The organism is Pasteurella oralis, from assembly GCF_042681465.1.
GTDB lineage: Bacteria > Pseudomonadota > Gammaproteobacteria > Enterobacterales > Pasteurellaceae > Pasteurella > Pasteurella oralis.
Genome location: NZ_JBHUFP010000004.1, coordinates 323,485 through 350,093, shown reverse-complemented (window position 1 = coordinate 350,093; position 26,609 = coordinate 323,485). Strand labels below are relative to the sequence as shown.

General features: G+C 37.5%; 27 protein-coding genes and 1 pseudogene. 18 read left to right on the top strand and 10 right to left on the bottom strand.

Annotated features, from left to right (window positions below; all coding sequences use genetic code 11):
* Genes lptB through rapZ form a run of 3 tightly spaced genes read left to right on the top strand, consistent with a single transcriptional unit; the run spans window position 1 to window position 2,146 of the window.
* Window positions 1–726 (top strand): LPS export ABC transporter ATP-binding protein, encoded by a 726-nt coding sequence (gene lptB, locus ACFSAV_RS03410; RefSeq protein WP_101774684.1) that lies wholly within the window; start codon window positions 1–3, stop codon window positions 724–726.
* Between the two features lie 7 nt (window positions 727–733).
* Window positions 734–1,270 (top strand): PTS IIA-like nitrogen regulatory protein PtsN, encoded by a 537-nt coding sequence (ptsN, locus tag ACFSAV_RS03405; RefSeq protein ID WP_101774683.1) that lies wholly within the window; start codon window positions 734–736, stop codon window positions 1,268–1,270.
* Window positions 1,271–1,288: 18 nt separating this feature from the next.
* Window positions 1,289–2,146, top strand: a complete 858-nt coding sequence (gene rapZ, locus ACFSAV_RS03400; protein WP_379096185.1) for an RNase adapter RapZ — start codon at window positions 1,289–1,291, stop codon at window positions 2,144–2,146.
* A 30-nt stretch (window positions 2,147–2,176) separates the two neighbouring features.
* On the opposite strand, the gene xseA is transcribed toward rapZ, so the two are convergent.
* The 4 genes from xseA to ACFSAV_RS03380 form a co-directional block, all read right to left on the bottom strand.
* A complete protein-coding gene (xseA, locus tag ACFSAV_RS03395) occupies window positions 2,177–3,511 on the bottom strand; it encodes an exodeoxyribonuclease VII large subunit (protein ID WP_379096182.1) in 1,335 nt (444 codons plus the stop codon).
* Between the two features lie 154 nt (window positions 3,512–3,665).
* Entirely contained in the window at window positions 3,666–4,859 is a 1,194-nt protein-coding gene (locus tag ACFSAV_RS03390; protein ID WP_379096179.1) for a ribosomal protein uL16 3-hydroxylase, read from the bottom strand.
* Between the two features lie 9 nt (window positions 4,860–4,868).
* The gene (locus ACFSAV_RS03385; RefSeq protein WP_101774679.1) at window positions 4,869–5,177 is read right to left on the bottom strand and encodes an RnfH family protein; all 309 of its coding nucleotides are present in this window, start codon (window positions 5,175–5,177) and stop codon (window positions 4,869–4,871) included.
* Window positions 5,161–5,601, bottom strand: coding sequence for a type II toxin-antitoxin system RatA family toxin (locus tag ACFSAV_RS03380; RefSeq protein WP_101774678.1), 441 nt, complete (start codon window positions 5,599–5,601; stop codon window positions 5,161–5,163). The genes ACFSAV_RS03385 and ACFSAV_RS03380 overlap by 17 nt, the downstream gene beginning before the upstream one ends.
* An 86-nt stretch (window positions 5,602–5,687) precedes the next feature.
* On the opposite strand from ACFSAV_RS03380, the gene ACFSAV_RS03375 reads away from it, so the two are divergent.
* The 5 genes from ACFSAV_RS03375 to ACFSAV_RS03355 all read left to right on the top strand — a co-directional run bounded on the left by ACFSAV_RS03375 (window position 5,688) and on the right by ACFSAV_RS03355 (window position 10,652).
* Entirely contained in the window at window positions 5,688–6,755 is a 1,068-nt protein-coding gene (locus ACFSAV_RS03375; RefSeq protein WP_379096175.1) for a glycosyltransferase family 9 protein, read from the top strand.
* A 46-nt stretch (window positions 6,756–6,801) separates the two neighbouring features.
* Window positions 6,802–7,386: an aminoacyl-tRNA hydrolase gene (gene pth, locus ACFSAV_RS03370; RefSeq protein WP_379096172.1), complete on the top strand. Its 585-nt coding sequence runs from the start codon at window positions 6,802–6,804 to the stop codon at window positions 7,384–7,386.
* Window positions 7,387–7,402: 16 nt separating this feature from the next.
* The gene (locus ACFSAV_RS03365; RefSeq protein ID WP_379096169.1) at window positions 7,403–8,026 is read left to right on the top strand and encodes a lipoprotein; all 624 of its coding nucleotides are present in this window, start codon (window positions 7,403–7,405) and stop codon (window positions 8,024–8,026) included.
* Between the two features lie 39 nt (window positions 8,027–8,065).
* On the top strand, window positions 8,066–9,157 hold the full coding sequence (gene ychF, locus ACFSAV_RS03360; RefSeq protein WP_101774674.1) for a redox-regulated ATPase YchF: 1,092 nt from the start codon (window positions 8,066–8,068) through the stop codon (window positions 9,155–9,157).
* Between the two features lie 85 nt (window positions 9,158–9,242).
* Window positions 9,243–10,652, top strand: a complete 1,410-nt coding sequence (locus ACFSAV_RS03355) for a basic amino acid/polyamine antiporter (RefSeq protein WP_379096166.1) — start codon at window positions 9,243–9,245, stop codon at window positions 10,650–10,652.
* Window positions 10,653–10,735: 83 nt separating this feature from the next.
* Here ACFSAV_RS03355 and ACFSAV_RS03350 read toward each other — a convergent pair whose 3' ends face one another.
* Window positions 10,736–11,131: a nuclear transport factor 2 family protein gene (locus ACFSAV_RS03350; protein WP_379096163.1), complete on the bottom strand. Its 396-nt coding sequence runs from the start codon at window positions 11,129–11,131 to the stop codon at window positions 10,736–10,738.
* 138 nt (window positions 11,132–11,269) lie between these two features.
* On the opposite strand from ACFSAV_RS03350, the gene ACFSAV_RS03345 reads away from it, so the two are divergent.
* Window positions 11,270–11,602, top strand: coding sequence for a winged helix-turn-helix transcriptional regulator (locus ACFSAV_RS03345; protein ID WP_379096160.1), 333 nt, complete (start codon window positions 11,270–11,272; stop codon window positions 11,600–11,602).
* Window positions 11,603–11,795: 193 nt separating this feature from the next.
* Window positions 11,796–12,524 (top strand): nitroreductase family protein, encoded by a 729-nt coding sequence (locus tag ACFSAV_RS03340; protein WP_379096465.1) that lies wholly within the window; start codon window positions 11,796–11,798, stop codon window positions 12,522–12,524.
* Window positions 12,525–12,774: 250 nt separating this feature from the next.
* Here ACFSAV_RS03340 and ACFSAV_RS03335 read toward each other — a convergent pair whose 3' ends face one another.
* Both ACFSAV_RS03335 and ACFSAV_RS03330 read right to left on the bottom strand, forming a co-directional pair.
* On the bottom strand, window positions 12,775–14,016 hold the full coding sequence (locus ACFSAV_RS03335) for a Zn-dependent hydrolase (protein ID WP_379096157.1): 1,242 nt from the start codon (window positions 14,014–14,016) through the stop codon (window positions 12,775–12,777).
* 251 nt (window positions 14,017–14,267) lie between these two features.
* Window positions 14,268–14,825, bottom strand: coding sequence for a YtfJ family protein (locus tag ACFSAV_RS03330; RefSeq protein ID WP_379096154.1), 558 nt, complete (start codon window positions 14,823–14,825; stop codon window positions 14,268–14,270).
* 146 nt (window positions 14,826–14,971) lie between these two features.
* Here ACFSAV_RS03330 and ACFSAV_RS03325 point away from each other — a divergent pair, with 146 nt between their 5' ends.
* Complete coding sequence (locus tag ACFSAV_RS03325) at window positions 14,972–15,304, top strand: zinc ribbon domain-containing protein YjdM (RefSeq protein ID WP_101774668.1); 333 nt, start codon at window positions 14,972–14,974, stop codon at window positions 15,302–15,304.
* Window positions 15,305–15,350: 46 nt separating this feature from the next.
* Here ACFSAV_RS03325 and ACFSAV_RS03320 read toward each other — a convergent pair whose 3' ends face one another.
* A complete protein-coding gene (locus ACFSAV_RS03320; RefSeq protein ID WP_101774667.1) occupies window positions 15,351–15,563 on the bottom strand; it encodes an excalibur calcium-binding domain-containing protein in 213 nt (70 codons plus the stop codon).
* 202 nt (window positions 15,564–15,765) lie between these two features.
* On the opposite strand from ACFSAV_RS03320, the gene rbsD reads away from it, so the two are divergent.
* The 7 genes from rbsD (at window position 15,766) to ACFSAV_RS03285 (ending at window position 25,484) form a co-directional block, all read left to right on the top strand.
* On the top strand, window positions 15,766–16,185 hold the full coding sequence (rbsD, locus tag ACFSAV_RS03315; protein WP_101774666.1) for a D-ribose pyranase: 420 nt from the start codon (window positions 15,766–15,768) through the stop codon (window positions 16,183–16,185).
* Between the two features lie 12 nt (window positions 16,186–16,197).
* Complete coding sequence (rbsA, locus tag ACFSAV_RS03310; RefSeq protein WP_101774665.1) at window positions 16,198–17,694, top strand: ribose ABC transporter ATP-binding protein RbsA; 1,497 nt, start codon at window positions 16,198–16,200, stop codon at window positions 17,692–17,694.
* A 16-nt stretch (window positions 17,695–17,710) separates the two neighbouring features.
* Window positions 17,711–18,679, top strand: a complete 969-nt coding sequence (rbsC, locus tag ACFSAV_RS03305; protein WP_379096149.1) for a ribose ABC transporter permease — start codon at window positions 17,711–17,713, stop codon at window positions 18,677–18,679.
* Window positions 18,680–18,706: 27 nt separating this feature from the next.
* Window positions 18,707–19,594, top strand: a complete 888-nt coding sequence (gene rbsB, locus ACFSAV_RS03300) for a ribose ABC transporter substrate-binding protein RbsB (protein ID WP_379096146.1) — start codon at window positions 18,707–18,709, stop codon at window positions 19,592–19,594.
* 88 nt (window positions 19,595–19,682) lie between these two features.
* On the top strand, window positions 19,683–20,603 hold the full coding sequence (gene rbsK / locus ACFSAV_RS03295) for a ribokinase (RefSeq protein ID WP_101774662.1): 921 nt from the start codon (window positions 19,683–19,685) through the stop codon (window positions 20,601–20,603).
* A gap of 189 nt (window positions 20,604–20,792) precedes the next feature.
* Entirely contained in the window at window positions 20,793–21,788 is a 996-nt protein-coding gene (locus ACFSAV_RS03290; RefSeq protein WP_379096144.1) for a substrate-binding domain-containing protein, read from the top strand.
* 447 nt (window positions 21,789–22,235) lie between these two features.
* Window positions 22,236–25,484: an autotransporter domain-containing protein gene (locus tag ACFSAV_RS03285; protein ID WP_379096141.1), complete on the top strand. Its 3,249-nt coding sequence runs from the start codon at window positions 22,236–22,238 to the stop codon at window positions 25,482–25,484.
* An 86-nt stretch (window positions 25,485–25,570) separates the two neighbouring features.
* On the opposite strand, the pseudogene ACFSAV_RS03280 reads toward ACFSAV_RS03285, so the two are convergent.
* Together ACFSAV_RS03280 and ACFSAV_RS03275 are read right to left on the bottom strand one after the other, a co-directional pair.
* Window positions 25,571–26,218, bottom strand: a pseudogene (locus tag ACFSAV_RS03280) (hemagglutinin repeat-containing protein); the annotation flags it as partial.
* Between the two features lie 66 nt (window positions 26,219–26,284).
* Window positions 26,285–26,548 (bottom strand): hypothetical protein, encoded by a 264-nt coding sequence (locus ACFSAV_RS03275; RefSeq protein WP_245853273.1) that lies wholly within the window; start codon window positions 26,546–26,548, stop codon window positions 26,285–26,287.
* Between the last annotated feature and the right edge of the window lie 61 nt (window positions 26,549–26,609).

The window sequence follows — 26,609 nt, the reverse complement described above, 5'->3', positions numbered from 1 at the left end:
ATGTCTATTCTTTATGCTGAAAATTTAGCAAAAAGCTACAAAAATCGCCAAGTTGTTTCAGATGTAAGTTTAACCGTGCATTCAAATGAAATTGTGGGTCTGCTTGGTCCAAATGGTGCTGGCAAAACAACCACTTTCTATATGGTAGTCGGTTTGGTAAATCACGACCAAGGTAAAATTCGTATTGATGACCAAGACATTAGTTTACTACCCATGCATAACCGTGCACAACGTGGTATTGGTTACTTACCGCAAGAAGCGTCTATTTTTCGCCGTTTAAGTGTCTATGATAACTTGATGGCAGTGCTTGAAATCCGCAAAGATCTCAGTCTAGATCAACGCCGTGCTAGAGCAGATGAACTGATCGATGAATTTAATATAGGTCATATTCGCAACAATTTAGGTCAATCCTTATCTGGTGGTGAGCGCCGTCGTGTTGAAATCGCACGCGCTTTAGCAGCAAACCCTAAATTTATTTTATTAGATGAACCTTTTGCAGGCGTTGATCCAATTTCAGTGATTGATATCAAAAAGATTATCATGGATTTACGTGATCGTGGTTTAGGTGTATTAATTACCGATCATAACGTGAGAGAAACACTTGATGTATGTGAACGAGCTTACATTGTCAGCGCGGGAAAAATGATTGCAACTGGTACACCTGAAGAGATACTCAATAACGAACAAGTAAAACGTGTTTACTTAGGTGAAGAATTTAAACTTTAACTTTACTATGCTTAAATTTACTGAATTACTTAAACCTGAGAATATTCGTCAGGGACTCATTTGTTCTAGCAAAAAACGTTTATTTGAAATCATCACACAAGTGATTGCAGATCAAATTCAATTAGAAAATGCAGAACAGTTTTGCTTTGAATGCTTATTAAGTCGTGAAAAAATTGGTAACTCTGGTTTAGGGAATGGCGTCGCTATGCCCAAAGCGCGTATTCCAGAAGGCAATGACCCTCTAGCAGTTTTTATTCATTTAGATTCACCGATTGACTACGAGTCCGCTGATCATCGTAACGTGGATTTAGTATTTGCCTTATTGGTGCCAGAGAAAATGTGCGAAAAATATATTTCAGTCTTGCCTCAAATTGCCGAAACGCTTTCCGATAAAACGCTTTGCAAGCAATTACGTACAGCACAAAATGCAGATGAGATTTGGCATATTTTTGAAAATGTAGATCAGCTAAATATGCAACAAAATATGCCAAATGAACATCAAGATAATGATGAAATTGTTGATGACAATAACAAATCTGTTTAATTAGTAACGAGTAGGCTTATGGATATTATTATTGTAAGTGGACGTTCTGGGGCTGGTAAATCCGTCGCTTTACGAGCCTTAGAAGATATTGGTTATTATTGTGTTGATAATTTACCACTGGATTTACTGCCTAAATTAGCCGACATTTTGTCAGTAAATCATAAATCTGTGGCAATCAGTCTAGATATTCGTAACTTACCACATTCTTCACAAACGCTCGAACAGCTCCTCAATAAAGTACAAGCACAACATCAAATTAAGATTATTTTTCTAGAGACTGATCGCGGTACTTTAATTCGCCGCTATAGCGATTCACGTCGCTTACACCCATTATCCATTCAAGATTTATCACTAGAAGCCGCAATCGATGAAGAGCAAAAACATTTAGAGCCATTGATTCAGCATGCTAATTTAATTATTGATACTACACGTCTTTCAACTCATGAGTTAGCAGAACGTTTACGTGATTTCTTATGCGGAACATCAGATAAAGACTTAAAAATTATTTTCCAATCTTTCGGCTTTAAGTATGGTGTACCATTAGATGCAGATTATGTATTTGATGTGCGCTTTTTACCAAATCCACATTGGCATTCAGAATTACGTCCCCTCACTGGTCTAGATGAACCCGTCGCTGAATTTTTAAATAAACATAACGAAGTTAATAATTTTATCTATTTAACACGCAATTATATTGAAACTTGGCTACCGATGTTAGAACAGAATAACCGTAGTTACTTAACTATCGCGATTGGCTGTACAGGTGGAAAACATCGTTCCGTGTATATTACTCAACAGCTTGGACAATATTTCCAAGCCAAGGGCAAAAATGTGCAAATTCAGCACAAATCTTTAGCTAAACATATCAAAAGCTAACAATAAAAAAGGAACAAGTATTGTTCCTTTTTAGTTTGCTTTTAATTCAACGATTTGGCTAATAATTTCGCCGCTGCTTAATTTGGTAGTTAATCGTTCCCCAATACTCACTTGCTCAATCTGAGTCACTGTATGCCCTCTTACATTTTCTGCAATAGAATAGCCCCTCGCTAATACTTTTAATGGGCTTAATCCATCTAATTTGTCACAAATTCTCGCGAGTTGATGTTGTTTATATGTTAATGAACGATTTAATCCAGCATGTAACCTTGCCTCAAGCTGATAAATATATTGCTGCTGTTTTTGCACTTGAAAAGGCAATGGATTTTTCTCAATTCGCTCTGAAAGTGCGGTCAATCTATAACGACTTTTATTCACCATGCCTTGCATAGCGAACTGCAAACGATGAGATAATTGCTGCATTCTCTGCTGCTGAGAACGTAATTGATTGTGTGGATGTTGATGTTGTAAACGCAAGCGAAGGCGTTGTAGTTCCTGGTTTTTCTCGCTAAATAAACGATCGAATGCCATTTCCAAACGCTGCTTTTTATAATATAGCTGTTGCAATAATTCTTGTTGATTACGACTGACAAGTTCTGCCGCAGCAGAAGGCGTTGGTGCACGTAAATCAGCGACGAAATCTGCAATTGTCACATCAGTTTCATGACCTACTGCACTGATAATAGGAATAACAGAATTAAAAATTGCACGAGCAACGCCTTCTTCATTAAAACAGCAGAGATCTTCTAAAGAGCCACCACCTCGTCCCACAATTAACACATCCACTTCTTGACGACGATTAGCAAGCTCAATCATTTGTACAATTTCCGTACTAGCTTCTTTGCCTTGTACTGCAGTAGGATAAATCACTACGTTTAAAGTAGGATCACGTCGCTGCAAAATATGCAAAATATCTTGTAATGCTGCGCCTGTTTTGGAAGTCACAATCCCTACAGCTTTACTAAAGTGCGGTATGTTTTTCTTGAGATTTTGTGCAAACAAACCTTCCGCCGCTAGCTTCATTTTTAAAGCCTCAAACTGTTGTTGCAGTAAACCTTCTCCAGCAGGATGCATACTTTCAATAATAATTTGATAATCACCACGCGGCTCATACAAACTGACACTGGCACGCACTAATACTTGCATGCCATTTTGAGGACGGAAGCCAACACGCAAATTTTTCATTCGAAACATAGCGGCACGCACTTGCGCATTCTCATCTTTTAACGTTAAGTACCAATGCCCTGATACAGGCTGACTAAAATTTGAAATCTCACCAGTCAACCAAACTTGCCCAAGCTGATTTTCAAGCATTAAACGAACGGATTGATTAAGTTGAGAAACAGAATAAATTTGATCGGACATGCCTCTGCCTTTTAATTCAAATAACGGGTGACTAAAAAGATAAAAATAAGACTCATAAATGAGAATAATATATAAGATACCTCATTAAAAATTAAATCTAGCCGCAAAATAACTTACTACAAGATATATTTTTTTACTTACTTTTTTATATCGCTCACTGAATCAATACCCAGCCATCATCGATCCAATTGCATAAGGTATCTAACAGTAGAGCCATTGCATTAGCTGGATCAGTCGACTGTGCACAAAGTGTAGTTAAATTTTGCCAAGTTAATTGTTCACCATCAGCTAAACGCTTCAATAATTCAGCTTCAATTTCATTTAACTCATCAAGCCATTCACCATTAGCATAAAGCAGTAATGGATTTTCTGTATAAAGTAATTTGCAATTATTGTCTTGGCTCAACACAGCCCCTTGCTGCAAAAACAAATGTATCTCATCTAAATCGCAATATTCTTCTGTTTCCAGTAGATCGTAACGTCTTGTACTGACAGCTGTCGCTACAGCTTGCTGGAATAAACGATCAAATTGTGTTGAACTTGCTAGTTTAGCTAATAACTGCTGTTTCATAGTTTGTACCATCGCTGGATCAAGCTTCCCTGTTTTTTGTACACTCGGACTTAATCGCAATGGAATATTAAACTCATTTAAATCAATTTCAGGATATGGCTGATCAAAAGCTTGGTTAACATGATCTAATAAATCTGCTAAGTTGGGACAACGTAGTCCAAATGAGAAAGTCAAACAATCATCTTCGGCAACACCATAATGCGATAGACGAGAAGGGACATATAAGATATCGCCAGGTGCCATCACTTCATCTAAAATCAAATCACCCATATCATCAAAAATACGAATTGGCTGATTTGGTTTAAATTCAGTACTTGGATCGCACCATTTACCAAGTTGCCAACGGCGATGACCATAGCCTTGAACCAAAAAGACATCATATTCATCATAGTGTTTCCCAACTGAACCACCCCTAGGCGCATAAGACGCCATAATATCATCACGCTGCCATTGTGGAATAAAACCAAATGCGCTCCAAAGTTTCCCCAGTTCAGTTGACCACTGTTCTAAATTTTGGACTAACACAGACCATTGGGCAGGCAATTTTTCAAAATCTTTTGCATTTAATGGGCTTCGCTTTAATTGCCAATTATCTTCAGAAAATTGTTTGATAAGACGTGCAGTAACTTCTTCTTGCTGCGCCAATTCAATAATATCAGCAGGCTCAAATAGACCAATAATTTGCGGTAACCCCTGACGAATTAGCAATGGCTTTTTTTGCCAATAATCACGTAAGAAAATCTCTGGCGTAATTTTTTCTGGTAAGCAAAATGTCATCTCGTTATCCTATTTCTGTTTTTCTTTGACTTGCGCAGCTTGCTGTTCAGCACGTTTGCGACGAATTTCTTTTGGGTCGGCTAATAACGGGCGGTAAATTTCAATCCGATCACCCTCTTTTAACTGATCTGTTAATTTTGCAGGACGACTGAAAATCCCAACTTTATTTTCACGTAAATCAATTTCGGTAAACTGCTGCAAAATACCAGATTGTAAAATAGCAGTTTGAATCATCGTGCCCTCTTCCACCATTAATTTTTTTAAGTAATGGCGATTAGGATAGGCATAAACAATTTCAATATTAATTTGTGCCACCATACACCTCTTTTGCACGCTGTTTAAATGCGTTGATCATTCTTGTGGTTAAATGTGTAAAAATTTGTCCAAAAGCCATAGCAATAATGGGATTAGAAAATTCAAACTCCAGTCTTAATGCAATTTTACAACAACGTTCATCTAACTCATCAAAAATCCATTCCCCCTGTAAAAATTTAAATGGTCCTTCAACTAATTGCATTTTGATTGAACGATTTGTTAGCATCGTGTTTTGAGTGGTAAAACGTTGACTAATCCCTGCTTTTGCAATCACTAACTCTGCTGTCACTTGATTTGCTTGGTGGGTTAATGTTCGCCCTGCGACGCAACCAGGTACAAATTCAGGATATTGTTCATAATTATTCACTAATTGATACATTTGTTCAGCACTATAGGCGACCAAAGCACTTTGATTAATTATTGGCATATTATTACTACTTATTTTTCAAAAAAATTTTGTGTATTATAGCGGAAAAGCGCGCTCTAAATAAGCAAAGAATTGGGACAATAACAATGAACTTTAAACAACTATTTATTTTATTATTAGAAAATCGCCAAAAACACCCATCCCCAATTCAATTTGATCAAATTCAATCTATCCTACTTCGTCCTTTAGGCTTTGCAATTGGCGATGCTGCTGTGCATACCGCTCACCTCAAACAACTTAAAACTCTCTTTCCTAAAGCCAAACTAGGGGTTGTTGTACGTGGTGCCAATAAAGCGATTTACCAAGCTTCGGGACTGGTTGATGAATTTGTAGAACGTAATCTGCCAAGCTATATCAAGCATTGCAAAAAGTGGGATCTCTTACTCGATTTTGAAAACAACTTTAATTCCGCATCCCTCTTTATGGATCGCATTTTGATGCCAAAATGGATTGTCATTTTCCGTAAATATAATAAGAAATATTACAATTTTGAGACAATTAAAAGTTACGATATTCATTGCCCACAAAAGGATAATGAGCGTTTAAGTCACTATTTAATGCAATCGGTGTTTGCAGAACATTTTTCACTGCCTGAACCTGAAAGTGTGCTGCATACGACACAACAAAATCAGCAAAAAATTGCTGCTTATTGGCAAGCGAATAAATTTCGTTTACTGCTTTGCCCCCAGGGGAGTAAACGTCAAATTCCCGCAGCCGAATTGGCTGAATTACTGAACCGTAGTTTAACAAGCAACTTAGCTACACAAGTCGAATGTATTATAGGTTACACCCCAACAGCCCCTAATTATTACCAACAACTTCATGCGTTGTGCCCAACATTAGACATTAAACTTTCACCACAAACCCGCCTAGATGAATATTTAGCGCTTGTTGAAAGTGCTGATTTCGTGATTGCTGTCGATGGTGGTTCTTTGCATTTAGCTTGTGCTTTCCAAAAGCCATTACTCAGTTTTTTTGCGAATAGTCAACCTAATTTAGGCACTTGGGAACCCTTAATTCCTGCTCATGTACCTCACCTTAAAATCATTAGTGCTCACCAAGAAAATACTTATTCTGGCAATACACAAAACTTTCCATTAGAAAACGCAATTCCTTGGTTAACGCAACAAATCACAACATTGAGTAAAAAGTAGTTTTCCGCTACAATACGCCACTATTTTTGAGTCGTGGAAGAGAAGAATGTCTGAAATAAAATTAATTGTGGGATTAGCAAATCCGGGCGATAAATATGCGGATACTCGCCACAATGCTGGAGAATGGTTAATTGAGCGTTTAACACGTCGTTTTAATCTTAATTTAGTGCCAGAAAATAAATATTTTGGCAAAACAGCACGCGCATTGATTCATGGACATGAAGTGCGTTTTTTAGTGCCTACTACATTTATGAATCTAAGTGGTAAAGCCGTCAGCACACTAGCCAACTTCTATCGTATTAAACCTGAAGAAATTTTAGTCATTCATGATGAATTAGATCTACCACCTGGCGTTGCTAAAATTAAACAAGGTGGTGGGCATGGTGGTCATAATGGGCTACGCGATACAATCACACAACTAGCGAATAACAAAAATTTCTATCGTTTACGCATTGGTATTGGTCACCCAGGAGATAAAAATTTAGTTTCTGCTTATGTGCTTGGTAAACCTTCCCCAGCAGATTGGCAATTAATGGATAAAGTTCTTGATGAAGCAACGGATTGTATAGAGATCTTAATCAAAGAAGGAATTACAAAAGCAACAAATCGTTTAAATAGTTTTAAAGCTTAACTGTGAGGAGCTAAACATGAAAAAATTATTGCCTACATTATTAATTGCTGTTGTATTAAGTGGTTGTTCTGCCCGTGCAATACTTGTACAGAAAAAAACAGCCTATGACCCAACAACAGATGCAAGAATTCGAATCTATCAATCAAATGGTAATAAAACAACCAAGATACTCAGTGCAACAAGTTGTAAACAAGTTCAAGAAGGTCAAAAACAGATCCGTAGTCGCAATCCGTTTAAAAGTGAAAACACGCATAATGGATTGCCGAGACGTACATTAAAGAGTGTCTCGATTGGCATGCCCCAAACACAATATAGCGTTGATACGCTTAAACGAGATAGCTACTTTGATACTGTCTCATTTATTGAGCAGCGTATTATTGCGAATGAACCTGCAATCGTCAGTGGTACAACTTGGTTTGGCACTACTGGCTATGTTGGCAATGCAAAAACGCACTCAAATACTTACTGTGAAATCAATGCAGAGTTTATGCCTAAAGCTGGTGTTGACTATGAGCTGCATTATCAATTTACGGGAAAAGAGTGCTCTGTTCGAATAAATACGCTTACCCCACTTGAGACACCAACAGGCAAAGTCACTGCGAAAGTGGGTGAAAATGTACCACTTAAACGATGTAAGTAAAGTTCAATAAAAATCAAATTTATTAAGTAAGGAAAAATTATGGGATTTAAATGTGGCATTGTAGGTTTACCTAACGTGGGAAAATCTACACTATTTAATGCATTAACTAAAGCAGGTATTGAAGCAGCAAACTACCCTTTCTGCACGATTGAACCCAATACAGGCGTAGTACCGATGCCAGATCCACGTTTAGATGCACTCGCAGCTATCGTCAATCCAGAACGCATTCTGCCAACGACAATGGAATTTGTCGATATTGCAGGTTTAGTCGCTGGTGCCAGTAAAGGCGAAGGTTTAGGAAATAAGTTCTTAGCCAACATTCGTGAAACCGATGCAATCGGTCATGTTGTACGTTGTTTTGAAAATGACGATATCGTGCACGTCGCGGGTAAAATTGATCCCGCCGAAGATATTGACACCATTAATACCGAACTTGCCTTAGCTGATTTAGATAGCTGTGAACGCGCAATCCAACGTTTACAAAAACGCGCTAAAGGTGGTGATAAAGACGCTAAATTCGAGCTTTCTATTATGGAAAAAATCTTACCAGTACTTGAAAATGCCGGTATGATTCGTTCGATAGGTTTAGATAAAGAGGAATTACAAGCTATCAAAGGTTACAATTTCTTAACCTTAAAACCCACAATGTACATTGCTAACGTTAATGAAGATGGCTTTGAAAATAACCCTTATTTAGATCTTGTACGTGACATTGCAGAGAAAGAAGGTGCTGTTGTTGTGCCTGTTTGTGCAGCAATTGAATCTGAAATTGCTGAATTAGATGATGAAGAAAAAGTTGATTTTCTGCAAGATTTAGGCATTGAAGAACCGGGCTTGAATCGGGTTATTCGTGCTGGTTATAAATTACTTAATTTACAAACCTACTTCACCGCTGGTGTCAAAGAAGTGCGTGCTTGGACAATTCCAATTGGTGCAACTGCACCAAAATCAGCAGGGGTAATTCATACTGATTTTGAAAAAGGCTTTATTCGTGCTGAAGTGATCTCTTATGCAGATTTCATTCAATATAAAGGTGAAGCTGGTGCAAAAGAAGCGGGTAAATGGCGCCTTGAAGGAAAAGATTATGTTGTACAAGATGGCGATGTCATGCATTTCCGCTTTAACGTATAAAACTCACTAAAAAAGCACCGCACTTTACCTCCCAAAGTGCGGTGCTTTTTCATTCACATTCATAATAAAAATAAGAGAAGACAAGATGTCGAATAAAAAAATCGGATTATTATCCCTCACCGCATTAGTGCTAAGTTCAATGATTGGTTCGGGAATTTTCAGTTTGCCGCAGAATATGGCTGAAGTCGCAGGCGCACAAGCATTAATCATCGGCTGGGTTATCACAGGTATCGGCATTATCTTTCTTGGCTTATCTTTTTTCTATATCTCGCGTTTAAAACCCGAGCTTGATGGCGGTATTTATACTTATGCGCGCGAAGGCTTTGGTGATTTAGTTGGTTTCCTCTCCGCATGGGGATATTGGTTGTGTGCGACTATTGGTAGTGTGGGATATTTGGTCGTTGCCTTTGAAGGATTAGGTTTATTCACTGATAATGAAGATCGTGTATTATTTGGGCAAGGCAATACATTTTTTGCATTTTTGGGTGCTTCAATTGTGGTATGGTTGGTGCATTGGCTCATCACAAGAGGCGTGAAAGAGGCTGCTTTTCTTAACCTACTCGCAACTTTTGTCAAAGCATTTCCGCTCGTATTATTCATTGTCTTAGCGGCTTGGTATTTTTCACCACAAACTTTTAATTATGATATTAACGCTGTTGAATTAAAGAATAATATTTCAGATCAAGTTAAAAATACGATGTTAATTACATTATGGGTGTTTGTTGGTGTTGAAGGTGCGGCAGTGCTTTCGGCACATGCTAAAAAACGCAGTGATGTAGGATTAGCAACAGTATTCGGTATTGTCATTGCATTAATTTTATATGTTGCAATTACAGTTTTATCACTCGGTATCTTACCACGCGAAACTATTGCGAATATGTCGAATCCGTCTATGGCGGGGTTATTGGAAAATATGATTGGTCATAGTGGAAAAATCATTATTACTGCTTGCTTAATTGTTTCCGTACTCGCCTCATACATTAGTTGGACAATGTATTCTGCTGAAGTCCCTTATCGTGGTGCAAAAAATGGCGCATTTCCACAAATCTTGAACAAAATAAATGAAAACGAGACACCAATCAATTCTCTTTGGTTCACTAACTTCATTGTACAATTCTGTTTAATTTTAGTCTTAATGACAGGCAAAAGTTATAATGCCCTTTTACTCATCTCAACTTCCATGATCCTCGTACCCTATTTGTTAATTGGCGCCTATTTACTCAAATTGTCCATTCAACAAAATAGCGCTTGGTACATTAAATTAACGGGTTTAATGGCATCGATCTATGGCTTATGGATTATTTACGCCGCAGGCTTAAACTATCTGTTACTGTCGGTGTTACTTTACGTACCTGGAATCGCTATTTATTTATATTCAAGATACCAATATCAAGGTAAATGCTTGCAACTCAAAACAAATGAGAAAATCTTGTTATCTGTGATTGCTGGTGCCTTTGTTTTTGCGCTGTACAATAACATCAGTAATCTCACCTAATTGCAATCAGGCAAAAGTGCGGTCAGTTTTGGTGCATTTTTGCCATTTCTGATATTGATTCTAGATTCAGCTTAGATACCAAGCTACTGTTGCCAAAATTGATCTTCCACATCTTGAAATTGGGCAAAGGTCCATACCTCTTGAATTTTGCCGTCGGTAATTTTAAATAAATCAATACCTGGCATATTCAGTCTATCTTGAGCACTACGTTGTGCAGAAGAAATAACACTTGCCGCAACAAAATCATCATTATATGCTGCCCAATGTGTGACAACTCGAAAAGTACCATTGCTACACTTAACAAACTCGGCTAAACGTGCTTGTAATGCAGATTTACCAACAACTAAGCCAGATAAAGGACCTTCTCCTCCCATATGCCATTTAATGTCATCAGCCATACAAGCAAATGCAGCGGCAAAATCACCAGAAGCTAACGCTTGGGTATAAGTATTAAATACCTTCATCATCTCATTTTTCATGCTCATCCTCCTGAGTAAAATAGAAGACATCTTCAACTTGAACCATGTTATACTCCCTAGTCTTCATTTAACAAGTACGCACATTTACAATACATAGTATCAAATAGATGACTATCATTGATTTTAAAAGGTATTTTTATGTCAATTAATTATGAGCAATGCCCTTACATTACTACGCAAAAAGTATTACAAGGAAAATGGGCAATTGTGGTTTTATATCATCTCAATACTGGCACTAAGCGATTTAATCAACTTGAAAAGCTGATACCACAAGCAACACGAACAGTATTAACTCGACAATTGCGCCAACTTGAAAAAGATAAATTAGTAGAGAGAAAAGTCTTTGCTGAAGTTCCACCACGAGTTGAGTACAGTTTGACTGAACTTGGTATGCAATTTCAGCAAGTATTAACACAAATTGAGGTTTTTGGACTGACCTATATCACCGCATTAAAATCGTTAAAAAAATGATCAGCACGATTTAATAAATAGTAAAAAAACGTTTAACTTATTGCTAATTTAAGTACATCAGCTAATTTTATTGCGTTAAATCCTAATTTATCTGTTGAAATACATAGTCGATATCCTGCTCAGTTTGTTATAGTATTCACCCTTAACCTACACTGAAATTAAGCAGTTCATCTCTTTGTAAGGAATAATTATGATGACTTTATCCGATCTTCTCCAGCGACGCCGAGCCGTACGCTATTTTGATCCAGAGCAACCTCTTGATAGCCAAAAAGTAAAACATTGCTTACAGCTCGCCACATTGGCGCCAACCAGTTCTAACATGCAACTGTATGAGTTTTATCATATTACGGACAACGCATTACTGAGCAAATTAGCCGAAGCTTGTTTAAATCAACAAGCAGCCACAACAGCACAACAAATGGTTGTGTTTGTCGCGCGTCAAGATTTATATCAACAGCGGGCACAGGCAATTTTAGATTTTGAAATTGACAACATAAAACGTAACAGCCCTGTCGAGCGTCATGCTAATCGTATTAAAGGCAAAACGGATTATTACGCCAAATTAATGCCCTTTGCTTACCGCCGTTGTTTTGGTCTACTCGGTTTATTTAGAAAAGTATTAGCTAAAACAATCAGCCTATGGCGCCCTATCTATACCGAAATGTCGGAAGCGGATATGCGTGTAGTAACCCACAAAAGTTGTGGATTAGTCGCACAAACGTTCATGCTTGCAATGACAGAACAAGGCTATGATACTTGTCCAATCGAAGGGCTAGACAGCAATCGTGTTAAGAAAACTTTGGCGCTTCCAGCTGGTGCTGAAATCAATATGATCGTTGCTTGTGGTGTACGTAAAGCAGGCAGGGGCATCTGGGGAGAGCGTTATCGCATTCCTTTTGAGCAGGTCTATTACAAAAAATAGCAAGTATCAAATTAAAAAATGGGCATCTTTCGACGACCTGTCATTTAAGATGCCCATTTTTTACTTACTGTTCAAGATGTATTTATCTACAACAATATAAGCTTCTCATCTACTGAATTATCACACTCAAATGCATATATTCACTCTAACAGTTCAATATAAGTGTGACATCAAAGATTGCTCACTTGATTAACAACATCATAATAAAATTTGCTAAAAACTGACCGCACTTTTACTCTAACAGCCCCATTCAAGACTTAATCAATTCTGCTTGTGTTAACACGACCTGTTGTAATACACAAATTCCAGCCTCAATATCTTCCCATGTAGTAAACTCCAACGGATTATGGCTAATCCCCTCACGAGATGGCACAAAAATCATTCCTGTTGGACATAATTTTGCCATATGCATAGCATCATGCCCTGCACCACTTGGCATAATTTCATAATCATAGCCCAACTGTTCGGCTGTCGTACGAATAAGCTCAATAATGCTATCAGATAATATAACTGGACTATCTTTAGAAATCAGTTGTAATTCTATCGCTAAACCACGTCTTGCTGAAACCTGCTCAAGTTGTTGCTGCAAGGCAATAAAAACCGCTTCTCTGGCAGCAACATCAATACCTCGAATATCCACTAACAATTCACAATCACCGGGAACTACATTCATCACGCCGGGTTTAGCCACTAAATTTCCAACGGTTGCAACGGTTGAGTGTCCTGCTACAATAGCCGCTTGTTCAATAGCTAAAGCAAGCTCTGCACCACCTAATAACGCATCATGGCGATAATGCATTGCTGTCGCACCAGAATGATCTGCTTGCCCTTTAATCTTCACTCGACAGCGAATTGGTGCCGCAATCCCGGTCACGATACCAATCGTTTCATTTTCATTTTCTAAACGAGGTCCTTGCTCAATATGTAGCTCAAAGAAACATTTAAATTCGTTAGCTTGGCGTCGTGCATTGTCGACTAACTCAAAATTTAATCCCACCTCTGCGAGCGCATCCGCTAAACTTTTCCCTTGTTTATCCTTTAACAGGCTCAGTCCCACTTTATCCACAACACCACACATAACTTTACTGCCTAGCGTCGCATAATTAAAGCGGCTGGATTCTTCACAAGTAAAAATAATCAATTCCAAAGGGTAGCGTGTTTTTATGTCTTGTTCACAAGCGTTTAATAAGATTTCCAAACCAGCAACAGAACCTAAAGGCCCATCAAGAGTACCCGCATTAACAACAGTATCAATATGTGAACCAAAAGCAACTGCGGGTAAATGATCTTCAACTCCTGCTTTGCGAATAAACAAATTACCAATTTCATCACGTCGAATTGACAGATCATATCCTTGACATAGTTCAATCAAATAATTGTGTGCAAGTTCATCTTCAGGACTAAATGCTAAACGTGTTAACTCACCTTCAACAGAAGATATTGAAGCGAGTTTTTTAATAATGCCCTGTACTCTAGTGAGATTAATTGACATAAGCGCTCCTTTTGTGCTGGATAATAAAAAATTATTTTGGATAAGTCTGGTTAGATATCGCTGAAAACTGCAAAACTAGCATCCAATATAACATCAGATGCAATTTTCTCTTGTATCTTGTGAGGTAACGCTAAGTTGGTAAACAACCTATTACAATTGATAGCATTAAATAGAAACATAAAATCTATTCCTTGGGGTACATTATGTCATTGACATAATTTAAGGAACAGATTTTTATCAATATTTGTTTATTATTTGGTTAATTCTGTCACTAAACTAATCACATCTTGCACTTGTTGTGCCGACAATGCGCCTTCATTGACAAATTTCACTTTACCATTTTTATCTAGCACTACAATTAGGCTTTCTTTCTCTTTCAAATTCCATGCATTTTTGACCGCACTTTGCTGATCTAAAACTACTTGACTACGCGCATTGCTTTTTTTCCCTTTCTCCGCACTACTTTTAACAAAGCCACCTGTTCCAAACACTGTATCATCAGCATTAATAATTGTCGTCGTTTGGTATTTCTCTGCACTCAATTGTGCCGCCTTAATTGCAGCCATTAAAGGCTCATTTTTTTCCTTTACGCTACTGCGTCCAGCAAAATGATGCACAATACGAACTTTCCCAGCTAAATTTGCTGAATTCCAAGCTTGATAATTGACTTGTTCCCCTTGTAGCATTAATTCACCATCAGTGGCAACATTCACTACGGGTAAATGCATATTCAATTGAATGTTATGGGCAAATAAAGATGGAACAAATAACATGGTAGCAAGCCCTAAACTGAAGGTAGTTTTTTTCATTTTATTTTCCTTATTTTGTAGTAAATGCAGCGATTCTACTGGAAAAGCGAATCTCAACAAATCAGAGTTGTTAACGCGGAATTTTGGTAAAATCTTGCTTCTTTGCTATACTTTCGCGTCATTTTATTGAAGAAGGAAATTAAAGAATGGAACAAATGCCAAATTGCCCAAAATGCCATAGCGAATATGTTTATCATGACTCAATCAATTTTGTTTGTCCCGATTGTAGTCACGAATGGTCTGGCAACGACGTGGTAGAAAATGATGAAAAAGTCGTTAAAGATAGTAACGGTAATATTTTACAAGATGGTGATGCTGTCATTCTAATTAAAGATTTAAAAGTAAAAGGTTCCTCAATTGTCCTGAAGAAAGGTACTAAAGCAAAAAACATTCGTTTAGTGGATGCAGATCACGATGTCGATTGTAAAATTGATGGACAAAGCTTTTCATTAAAATCTGAATTTTTGAAAAAGGCCTAATATGCAAAATGTGCTATTAAAACATCCGTTAATAGCACATTTTTTATTATTTGCGACACTTCGAAGAACCATAGCTACTCCCACCCGGTAAACATTCACAAGCCTCACCATCACCATCGCCATCTAAATGATATGCTGCATACCTTTCCATATAAGCTTGTGCTTGTGCCTGTGTTTTAAAACTCTTGCAGCTCACTCGTTTTGCGACGGCATTATAAGAAATGATTAAAATAAGTAATCCAAACAAAATGCGTTTCATTTTATCTTCCCTTCATTATGTTTTAACTATCAATTGAAGTTATTTTAAATACAAATAATCTAGGTATAAAGCGAAATAGTTTGATCTACTTCACAGATCGAATAAAACCCTTTTGCACTTTTTTTATTTACTCTTACACTAAACTTCAAAGCTTATCGAAACGTTTCGATAAAAAAGAAACAAAACAAAGTTGAGGTATGTAATGAAAAAAACAACTGTACTCAATGCGCAATTATCCCAAGTGATTGCCAAATTAGGTCATACAGATAGCTTAACCATTTGTGATGCAGGCTTACCCATTCCAACACCCGTTGAACGTGTTGATTTAGCCTTAAGTGCAGGTGTGCCAAGCTTCTTGCAAACCTTCAACGCAGTAGCAACAGAAATGTTTGTCGAGCGCGCAGTGATCGCACAAGAAATTAAAGAGAAAAATCCCAAAATTTTAACCGCACTTTTAAACAGCCTTACTCAGCTAGAACAGCAACAAGGAAATCACATTAAAGTGGAATATGTTCATCATGAGGCATTCAAAGCTTATACCTATCACTGCAAAGCGATTGTGCGCAGTGGCGAATGTTCACCTTATGCCAATGTCATTTTATATTCAGGCGTACCATTTTAAGGGGTACTCAACATGCAACATCAACCTTTACTCAAAATTAGCGGTATTGATAAATCTTTCCCCGGTGTAAAAGCACTCAGTAACGCATGTTTATCTGTTTATGCCGGACGGGCAATGGCATTAATGGGTGAAAATGGGGCGGGAAAATCAACCCTAATGAAAGTATTAACTGGTATTTACAGCAAAGATGCAGGGACCATTGAATATTTGGGTCAACAAGTCGCGTTTAAAGGTCCTAAAGATTCTCAAGAAGCAGGAATCAGTATTATCCATCAAGAACTGAATTTAGTCAGTAACTTAACTATCGCTGAAAATATTTTCTTAGGTCGCGAATTTACCACACCTTGGGGCGGGATTGATTGGAAAAAAATGCACCAAGAAGCCGATAAATTGCTCAAACATCTTGGTGTACCACATAGTAGCCACCAGCTTTGTGCTGAACTGTCTATTGGCGAACAACAAATGGTGGAAATTGCCAAAGCGCTCAGTTTTGAATCTAAAGTCATCATTATGGATGAACCAACTGATGCGTTAACCGATACTGAAACTGAAGCCTTATTTAAAGTCATTCGTGAACTAAAAGCTGAAAAACGTGGCATTGTCTATATTTCACACCGCATTAAAGAAATTTTCGAAATTTGCGATGATGTCACCGTACTACGTGATGGTCAGTTCATTGGTGAAGCTGCTGTTGTCGATCTTGATGAAGATCGCTTGATTGAAATGATGGTCGGACGTCGCCTAGATGAACAATATCCTCATTTAGCTCAAACAGCAGGCGAGGTATTACTTGAAGTAGAAGGCTTAACTGGTAGTGGTGTACATGATGTGACCTTTAATTTACATCGAGGCGAAATTCTCGGTATTTCAGGTTTAATGGGCGCTGGTCGAACTGAACTCATGAAAGTCCTCTATGGAGCATTACCACGTAGTAGTGGAAAAGTACGTCTAAATGGGAAAGAAATTCACAATACTTGTCCACAAGATGGTTTAAATAATGGCATTGTCTATATTTCTGAAGACCGTAAAGGCGATGGTTTAATTCTTGGCATGTCGGTCAAAGAAAATATGTCATTGACAGCCCTTGATTATTTTTCTAAAGCCATTCAAATCGATCATAGCGCAGAAAAACTGGCTGTCGGCGATTTTATCACCATGTTCAACATTAAAACGCCAAGCCAAGATCAACAAATCGGCTTACTTTCTGGTGGTAATCAACAAAAAGTCGCGATTGCAAAAGGGTTAATGACACGCCCTAAAGTCTTGATCTTAGATGAGCCAACACGAGGTGTTGATGTGGGCGCCAAAAAAGAAATTTACCAACTGATCAATGAATTCAAAAAAGATGGCTTAAGTATCATTATTGTTTCTTCTGAAATGCCAGAAGTACTTGGTATGAGCGATCGTATTTTAGTGATGCATGAAGGACGTATCAGTGCGGAATTCCAACGTGGCGAAGCCACTCAAGAGAAATTATTAGCAGCTGCCATTGGCAAAAGTGCGGTCTAAATTTTAAGGATTTATTATGACAACTCAAACCAAACCCTTTCAATTAGGTAAATTTTTAATCGAACAACGCTCAGTCATTGCACTATTGGTATTGATCGCGATTGTTTCTATCATCAATCCTGATTTTTTCAGTGTTGATAACATTCTCAACATTCTACGTCAAACTTCTGTCAATGCAATTATTGCAGTTGGCATGACTTTTGTCATTTTAATTGCTGGTATCGATCTTTCAGTAGGATCGGTGTTAGCGCTAACAGGCGCCATTGCGGCTTCTATGGTCGGCGCAGAGCTGCCTATTTTGCTCGTCATTCCAGCGACACTTCTCATCGGTACATTACTCGGTGGTGTCAGCGGTGTGATCGTGGCTAAAGGTAAAGTACAGGCGTTTATTGCGACCTTAGTGACAATGACATTATTACGTGGTGTGACGATGGTCTATACCGATGGACGCCCAATTAGTACGGGCTTTTCAGAAGGTGCTGACGCCTTTGCTTTCTTAGGTACTGGCTATGTATTGGGTATTCCTGTACCAATTTGGATTATGGCATTTGTTTTTGCTGCTTCTTGGTATGTGTTAAAACATACTCGTATTGGTCGCTATATCTATGCCCTAGGTGGTAATGAATCAGCCACCCAACTATCAGGCATAAACGTCAATAAAATCAAAATTTTTGTCTTTGCAGTCAGCGGTTTCTTATCTGCACTAGCAGGCTTAATCGTCACTTCACGTCTCTCATCAGCCCAACCTACTGCAGGGGTTTCTTATGAATTAGATGCTATCGCAGCGGTTGTTGTTGGTGGTACCAGCTTAATGGGCGGTAAAGGACGTGTCATGGGGACATTAATTGGCGCATTAATTATTGGCTTCCTAAACAATGCACTCAACCTATTAGATATCTCATCTTATTATCAGATGATTGCCAAAGCCTTAGTTATTTTGATTGCGGTTTTAGCCGATAATTACTTAGGAACGAAAAAAGTTTAACCCACTCACTTTGTAGGAGAACTCACTATGAAAAAACTTCAAAAATTAACCACATTAGCTTCAGCATTAATGCTAAGCTTCGCGGTTAGCGGTACTGCACTGGCTAAAGAAACGATTGCATTAGCAGTGTCAACCCTAGATAACCCATTTTTCGTGACATTAAAAGATGGTGCGCAGAAAAAAGCGGATGAGCTGGGTTATAAACTCGTCGTGCTTGATTCACAAAACGATCCAGCTAAAGAATTGGCTAATGTTGAAGATCTCACTGTTCGTGGTGTAAAAGTATTACTAATCAACCCAACAGATTCTGAAGCAGTAGTCAATGCAGTGAAAATGGCAAATCGCAATAAGATCCCTGTTATCACGTTAGACCGTGGTGCAGTTGCTGGTGATGTTGTAAGCCATATTGCCTCAGATAACGTTGCAGGTGGTAAAATGGCAGGTGATTTTATCGCACAAAAATTAGGCGCTGGTGCTAAAGTTATTCAATTAGAAGGTATCGCGGGTACATCAGCAGCACGTGAACGTGGTGAAGGCTTCAAACAAGCCATTGAAGCACACAAATTTGATGTATTAGCAAGCCAACCTGCTGATTTTGATCGCACTAAAGGACTCAATGTCATGGAAAACTTACTTGCGAGTAAAGGGGATGTCAAAGCAGTATTTGCACAAAATGACGAAATGGCATTAGGTGCATTACGTGCGATCAAAGCGGCAAATAAAGAAGTTTTAGTCGTCGGATTTGATGGTACCGATGATGGTGTAAAAGCAGTTGAAACAGGTAAAATGGCAGCAACAATTGCGCAACAGCCTGATTTAATTGGTGCACTTGGTGTTGCTACCGCAGATAAACTGTTAAAAGGTGAAAAAGTCGACGCTAAAATCCCTGTAGATTTAAAAGTCATTAGTCAATAATATATCGTATTCATGGCGATTTATCGGGCAGATCATCAGATCTGCCCAAATTTAAATGTAGTAACAGACAAAGATAAGCGAAAAGAAGATGAAAAAATTAACCGTTCTTGGCAGTGTCAATGCCGATCATGTGATTTCCGTGCCTCATTTTGCTAAACCAGGCGAAACCCTCACAGGTAGCCACTATCATATTGCTTATGGAGGTAAAGGTGCGAACCAAGCAGTTGCTGCAGCACGCTTAGGCGCCAATATTGATTTTATTGCTTGTATTGGTGATGATGATATTGGTCAAGCAATGAAGAAAACATTTATACAAGATGGTATGAATACTGATGCTGTTGTTGAAATCAAAAATGAAATGACAGGTATTGCAATGATTCAAGTTGCAGCGAGTGGAGAAAACAGTATTGTCATTTCTGCTGGTGCAAATGCCTATTTAAATGAAGACATCGTTGATACATTTGCCGATAAAATCATGCAAGCAGACGCCTTATTAATGCAACTTGAAACCCCATTAAGTGCGGTCATTTCTGCGGCAAAATTAGCCAAATCATCTCATACTCAAGTTGTCTTAAACCCAGCACCAGCGCAAGCGCTACCAGATGAACTACTTACTCTGTTAGATATGATCACTCCCAATGAAACAGAAACCGAAATTTTAACGGGTGTCAAAGTAGTAGATGAACAAAGTGCACAACAAGCAGCACAAGTTTTCCATCAAAAAGGCATTGAAACCGTTTTGATCACGCTCGGCTCAAAAGGTGTTTATGTTAGCCAAGGAAAAACTAACCAAATCATTACGGGTTTCCGTGTTGAAGCCAAAGATACAACTGCCGCAGGTGATACGTTCAATGGTGCCTTAATGACAGCATTATTAGAAGATAAGCCACTTGCTGAAGCAATCCGCTTTGCCCATGCCGCCGCCGCGATTAGCGTCACCAGACAAGGTGCCCAACCTTCAATCCCAACGAGAGAAGAAACACTGAATTTTCTAAAAAGTAATACATAGTTATCAATTTACCCGTATAAACCGCTCGGACTTGAAGGCATTTTTTGAAAGAAACAACTGTGAAATTGTTGGTTAAAAAGATTTTCTTTACGAGAAGAATAGCAGTTTAATCGGAGTGCATTTCTTTGCTTACTTTCTTTGCTTGAGCAAAGAAAGTAAGATACTTAAAAAACAAGGAAAAATGACGTTATGGCAACAATGAAAGACATCGCTAGGATAGCACAAGTATCAACTTCCACCGTATCTCATGTCATTAATAATTCACGTTTTGTCAGCGATGAAATCCGAGCTAAAGTGCTCAATGTTGTTCAAGAGCTCAACTATACGCCCTCTGCCCTCGCCCGCAGCCTCAAAGTAAAAGAAACCAAAACCATCGGTTTACTGGTGACTGCAACAAATAACCCTTTTTTTACAGAAGTAGTAAGTGGCGTTGAACAATATTGTAATCAACATAATTACAATCTGATCTTATCTAATACTGAAGGTAATACCGATCGCTTGCGTAACAATCTACAGACGCTAATCCAAAAGCAAGTTGATGGCTTATTATTAATGTGTTCTGACTCCCGTATTCAAATTGGGAAAGACCTCAATTTAAATTTGCCTTTTGTCATTATGGACTGGTGGCCAACTGAAGAAGACGCAGATAAAATCTTTGAAAATTCAGAATATGGCGGTTATCTTGCAACAAAAGCGTTAATCGAAAAAGGGCATCAACAAATTGCAATTATCACCGGTAATCTCAAAAAATCACTCGCGCATAACCGACTTAATGGCTATAAAAAAGCCCTTGCCGAAGCTAACATTCCATTAAAATCTGAATTTATTATTGAAAGCCATTTTGACTTCGAAGGGGGGATGATTGGCATGGAAAAAGTCCTCGCCCTAACCCCTCGCCCAACAGCAGTTTTTGCTTGTAGTGATAGTATTGCTTTTGGTGCTTATCAAACCATCTGGCGGCAAGGTTTAATTATCCCTCAAGATATTTCCATTATTGGTTACGATAATATCACTCTTGCCCAATATATGTCTCCGCCACTTAGCACGATCAACCAACCTAAAGCAGAGCTAGGAAAACTTGCGGTAGAAACATTATTACAGCGCATTAAAAATCCATCAGAAACACACCGCACTTTACTCCTCCAACCCGAACTTATCCTACGCGAATCAATTCGAGCCTTATAAACAGAAAATGTGAGTAATCCCACGTTCTATTCTTTATTTTTAAGTAAAAGTTTAATAAAAAACATGAACTTAATTAATTATGAAAAATAGTCTAAATTAATATTAAAAATACAATAAATTGAACAAAACAGTAATTATTTTATTAAAAAATTCGCTATAATATCAAAATAGATATAATTTTATTTCTAAAATATTTTTTACATAAAATAACAAATAAAAAAGCATACTTTAAATTTACAATAATGTATTTTTAACTAGTTATATCCACATTTATATTATTCGTCATAATAAAATAGTTAACAATACGTTAACACAGCATCACAACCAGTCAATGTCAGTCTAAATTTTAAGCAAGTAATTTTATTAATTTGCTAAAAAATTGATGATAAATTCTAATTAAATTAGAATTATATAATTATTTTAAACAATCTCAGAAAATAACCAATTATGAAACAAAAATATCAAAAAATTATCATACCGACGTTATCGCTCTTTTTTGCCTCTTGTGGAGGGGGTAGTGGCGGTGAAAGCACACCACCGCCAATTAATCATCATGATTCATCAACAAATGATCATTCTTCACTTCCTAATGTTGATCAATCAGAAAATACAGATTTAGGTCATATGCCTGATTCCGAGACGACACCTAATTTAGATTTAGATACTGAATCCAATTCAAACGTCGCGCCTACACCTAATTTAGATTTGCCACTACCTCCCATGGATAAAAATAATGAGAATCCTCATCTTCATAATCCACCACCATCCTCTACTCCAGATCTCCCTATAAACCCAGATCCACCTAAATTGTCTGAAAATGATCCACAGACATCGCTACCTACACCAAATAATAAAGATGAACAATCTAATAGTGCGACTCACAATATCCATTCATCTGGCACATTATCCTTAATCAAGGACATGCAATATATTGATGATGAAAACTTAGTTAGAGATATTGCCGTAATAGATACTTCCTATTATCTCAGTGATAGTTTTAAAGATGAAAATGGCAAGTTAAGATTACAAACGAATAACCAAAATCCTGCAATAAATTTAACGCCATATTCTCACGGCACAATGGTAGCTGCCGTAATTAACAGATATAACAAAACAGCAATAATAGATGCTTATAGTGCATATCAGGATACTAATGAAATTTTCTGGGTAAGAAGTTATCACTATGATACAGCGCACAATAAGGGGGTGAGAATTTTTAATAACTCTTATGGTGCAGATGCGCTTGCCCATGAATATCCAATAAAGCCTATCGGCAATATAGTAAAATATGCTAAAGAAGATAGCATCTTTGTATGGGCCGCTGGCAACGAAAATCAAAATCATGGTACCCCGCAGTCTGTCTATCCTATGATAGATGATGATGCAAGAAATGGCTGGATAAGTGTAGCCGAAGCTGACTATAGTCAAGGAGCTAAAAGCACTATTGAGCGAAAGAGATATGGAAGAACAGGTGCTTCTAACTATATCGGTGAAAATGCAAAAAATTGGGGTATTGCAGCACAAGGAACCTATAGATTTTTATTAAAAGTAAAAGAAAGCGACTCATACAAAAATGTCCCTACAACAGGAACATCATTTGCCGCACCGAGAGTCACTGCCGCCGCCGCTAATATATGGACAAAATTCCCTTGGATGGATCATCACTTAGTCGTCGTCAGCATACTATCTACTGCGGATAAACCGGGCACATTCTTAAAAGGTCAAGACGGTGAATGCCAAAATGAGAATATGAGAGAATGCGGTGAACCAACAACAAATCCCGAAGCTAAATTTGGTTGGGGTCTTTTAAATGAAAGACGGGCTTTAAAAGGACCTGCACTGTTTGATAAACGATTGCTGACTAATAAAGATGCAAAATTATTAAATGATGATAAATTCGAGAAAAATATAAATATTTCAGGTAAAAATAGCAGTAAAGATCTATTAGTGGTCAATTTCGATTTTAGACATTACCAAGATAAAGAAAAACTTACTTGGAGTAATGACATTAAAGGTGATGCAGGTATATTAAAACAAGGTAGCGGTACCCTATACCTAAATGGTAAAAATCAATATCAAGGTAAAACCATTGTTGATGGTGGTGTATTAGGTATAGGCCACTCATTAACATCTGAAGTCATCATCAATCAAGGTGGCACGCTTTTAGCTGAATTTGATACTAAAAAATATAACAACCAAAACCAAAAAGTCGTTCTTGGAAAAAATGAAAATACACAACACTACACCGTAAAAAATAATGGCTCGCTCAGTGTGTATGGGGAAGGATTAACTATAAATGGCAACTATATAGGCAATGCCAATTCTAGAATCATAATTGATATAGATAAATCGAAACTAGAAGTGACTGGTACTATGGATCTAGGTGGTTCAAGTAAAATCGTTGCTGATGTAAAAGAAATAGCGTCATTAACTTCAAATCCTAATGGGATACCAAGCCAAAATGAAAAAGAGAGAACAATCATTTCTGCGCAGTCGATCTCAAACCATCAAAATATCACTTATGCAAAAACGAATAGAATAAACAATTACATCGATATTTCTCAATTTTACGTCAAAGAAAATAAAGAGATAAACGTAAAATATAAGAGAAACTCAACCGCTTATGTCCTTGAAACAATAAACTACACGCCTAAAAGCGCAATACAAACAGCGAGCAATATAGATAAAGTACTGGATACGCTTGCAAGTAGTGATAAATATCATCCTTTTAGTCCAGCTGCAGCAAGCCTATTGCAAGTAGATAAAGCTCAGTTACCAGCAATTATCGACTCGCTTTCAGGAGAAATTTATGCGTCTAGCCAACAGGCTATCATCAATCAAAACCTAGTCACCAATCAAGCCTTAAGCCAGCGTGTTATGTCTGTCAATGACAGCACAAAAAATGGATTTTGGTTAGATGGCATTTATGCACATAGCAAGATTCACCAAAAAGGGTATGCAAGCGCTAATGCTAAAACAACTGGCTCACAAATCGGTTTTGACAACAAAATATCAGAGACATTGACATTGGGACTTGCCCTAAATCAAAGCACCACTAATACTGAGTTTAATCACGAGGCGGGTAAAAGCAAAACTAAAAGCACAACGGCTTCCCTCTACGGTGCTTATCATATTAACAACTTTTATTTAGCAACAATTGCTGGCTTTAACTATGCCACCAATAATGTAAATAGGGTTGTTATTGATAAACAAGTAGAGAGCAAATTTAACAGTAAAATTTATAACTTCTATACTGAATTAGGCACTAATGTCTATTTTGCTAAAACCAAAATCAATCCTTTTATTGCAAATGCTTTCCATACTATAAATCGAGGCAGTTTTAAAGAAAATGTCGCCTTTGGCATTGATGCCAAAGCAAAAACTTACCACATGAATTCCGTTATTCTTGGTATGAGAACGAAGATGACATTCGACAAACTGACTCTCAATACCAGTTTTAGTCATGCATATACACCAAAACATAATGATTTTGGATTTGACGCCAAATTCACAGGCTTTACAGACACAATACATATTCATGGTGTGGCGCAAAGTAAACATATCTCTTGGTTTGGATTGGGCGCCTCTTATGCATTACGTGATGGTTTGAGTTTACAAGTAGGTTATAACTTATCTACTCAAGGCAGTAAAAAAGACAATGAACTTATAAACTTAGGTGCCACCTATCAATTCTAACTCTCATCCAATAAAGTGCGGTCAAGTTTTCACAACTTTTAATACTTTTCTAAAATTGACCGCACTTTGATCTGCTCCTCAAAGATTTATCCAAGATAGTTCTTATCTGAAAATTTAATTTCAATAAAAGGAAAAAACTTTTTAAAATTATTTGCTACAGAAAAATTATCCTTTAGGATTAATATTGCTTCTTCTCTATTTATTGGTGATTCATATATATTATTTCCCCTTAAATAAGCAATACCATAAATACTATATATATCATTACTAGAAAGTTGGTTAATAACATCAAAGCCAATAATTTTAGGTATATGAAATAATGGCTCATCAAAATCTAAAAGATCATAGATATAATATGGAATATCATCAATATCCATAGACAAAATAACCAATTCAATCCATTCCTTAAATTCTTGTAAAGATATTGCATCGCAATATAAACATTCTAATGCAAAATTAAGATCAGAATGATCATCTTTATAAATATGCCACATTTTATTTTCCTTAGAGTTATATACCATATCGATACCAATGCCTAAAGTTTGACTGTAGTGGCTATCATGACTACGATATGCCTCATCAACGACATTGATATTAACTGTCCTTTCTAAATAAATATCCTGCTCGGCTCGCAATTGCGCTGCATTTAAAGTCAATGCCTCATTCGCTTTCAGACGAATATCCCCTTCTGTCGCAAATTGGCTGACCTGCACGTTCTCATCAAATGTTTTACTATTATGCTCGCCTTTTAGACGCTAATGCCTCACAGCCACGCCACCTTTGGCACTACCAACTAAGCCTCATTTACTTCGTTGTGACCAATGGGTTTCCGCACGATCATCTGTGACTGTGCCTAATTCAATCGCCTTCGCGTCAGCTTGAATCTGTTTGGCGCTTGTTTTCAATCCAGTACTATTCAACTGATTACCTGCCTGTAACACAATATTTTGCGCTGCAAACTGGCTGCCTTGATGAATAGCTGTATTAATAACATCATAACTTGTTTGTTTCGTTTTGCTTATTAAAGAACCACTCTTAGTCTGATGGTATTCATCATAATCCAATCAATCGTTCCATTACGACATTTAATACCTAAATAAAAAAGGAAATTGCTCTTTATCAAGA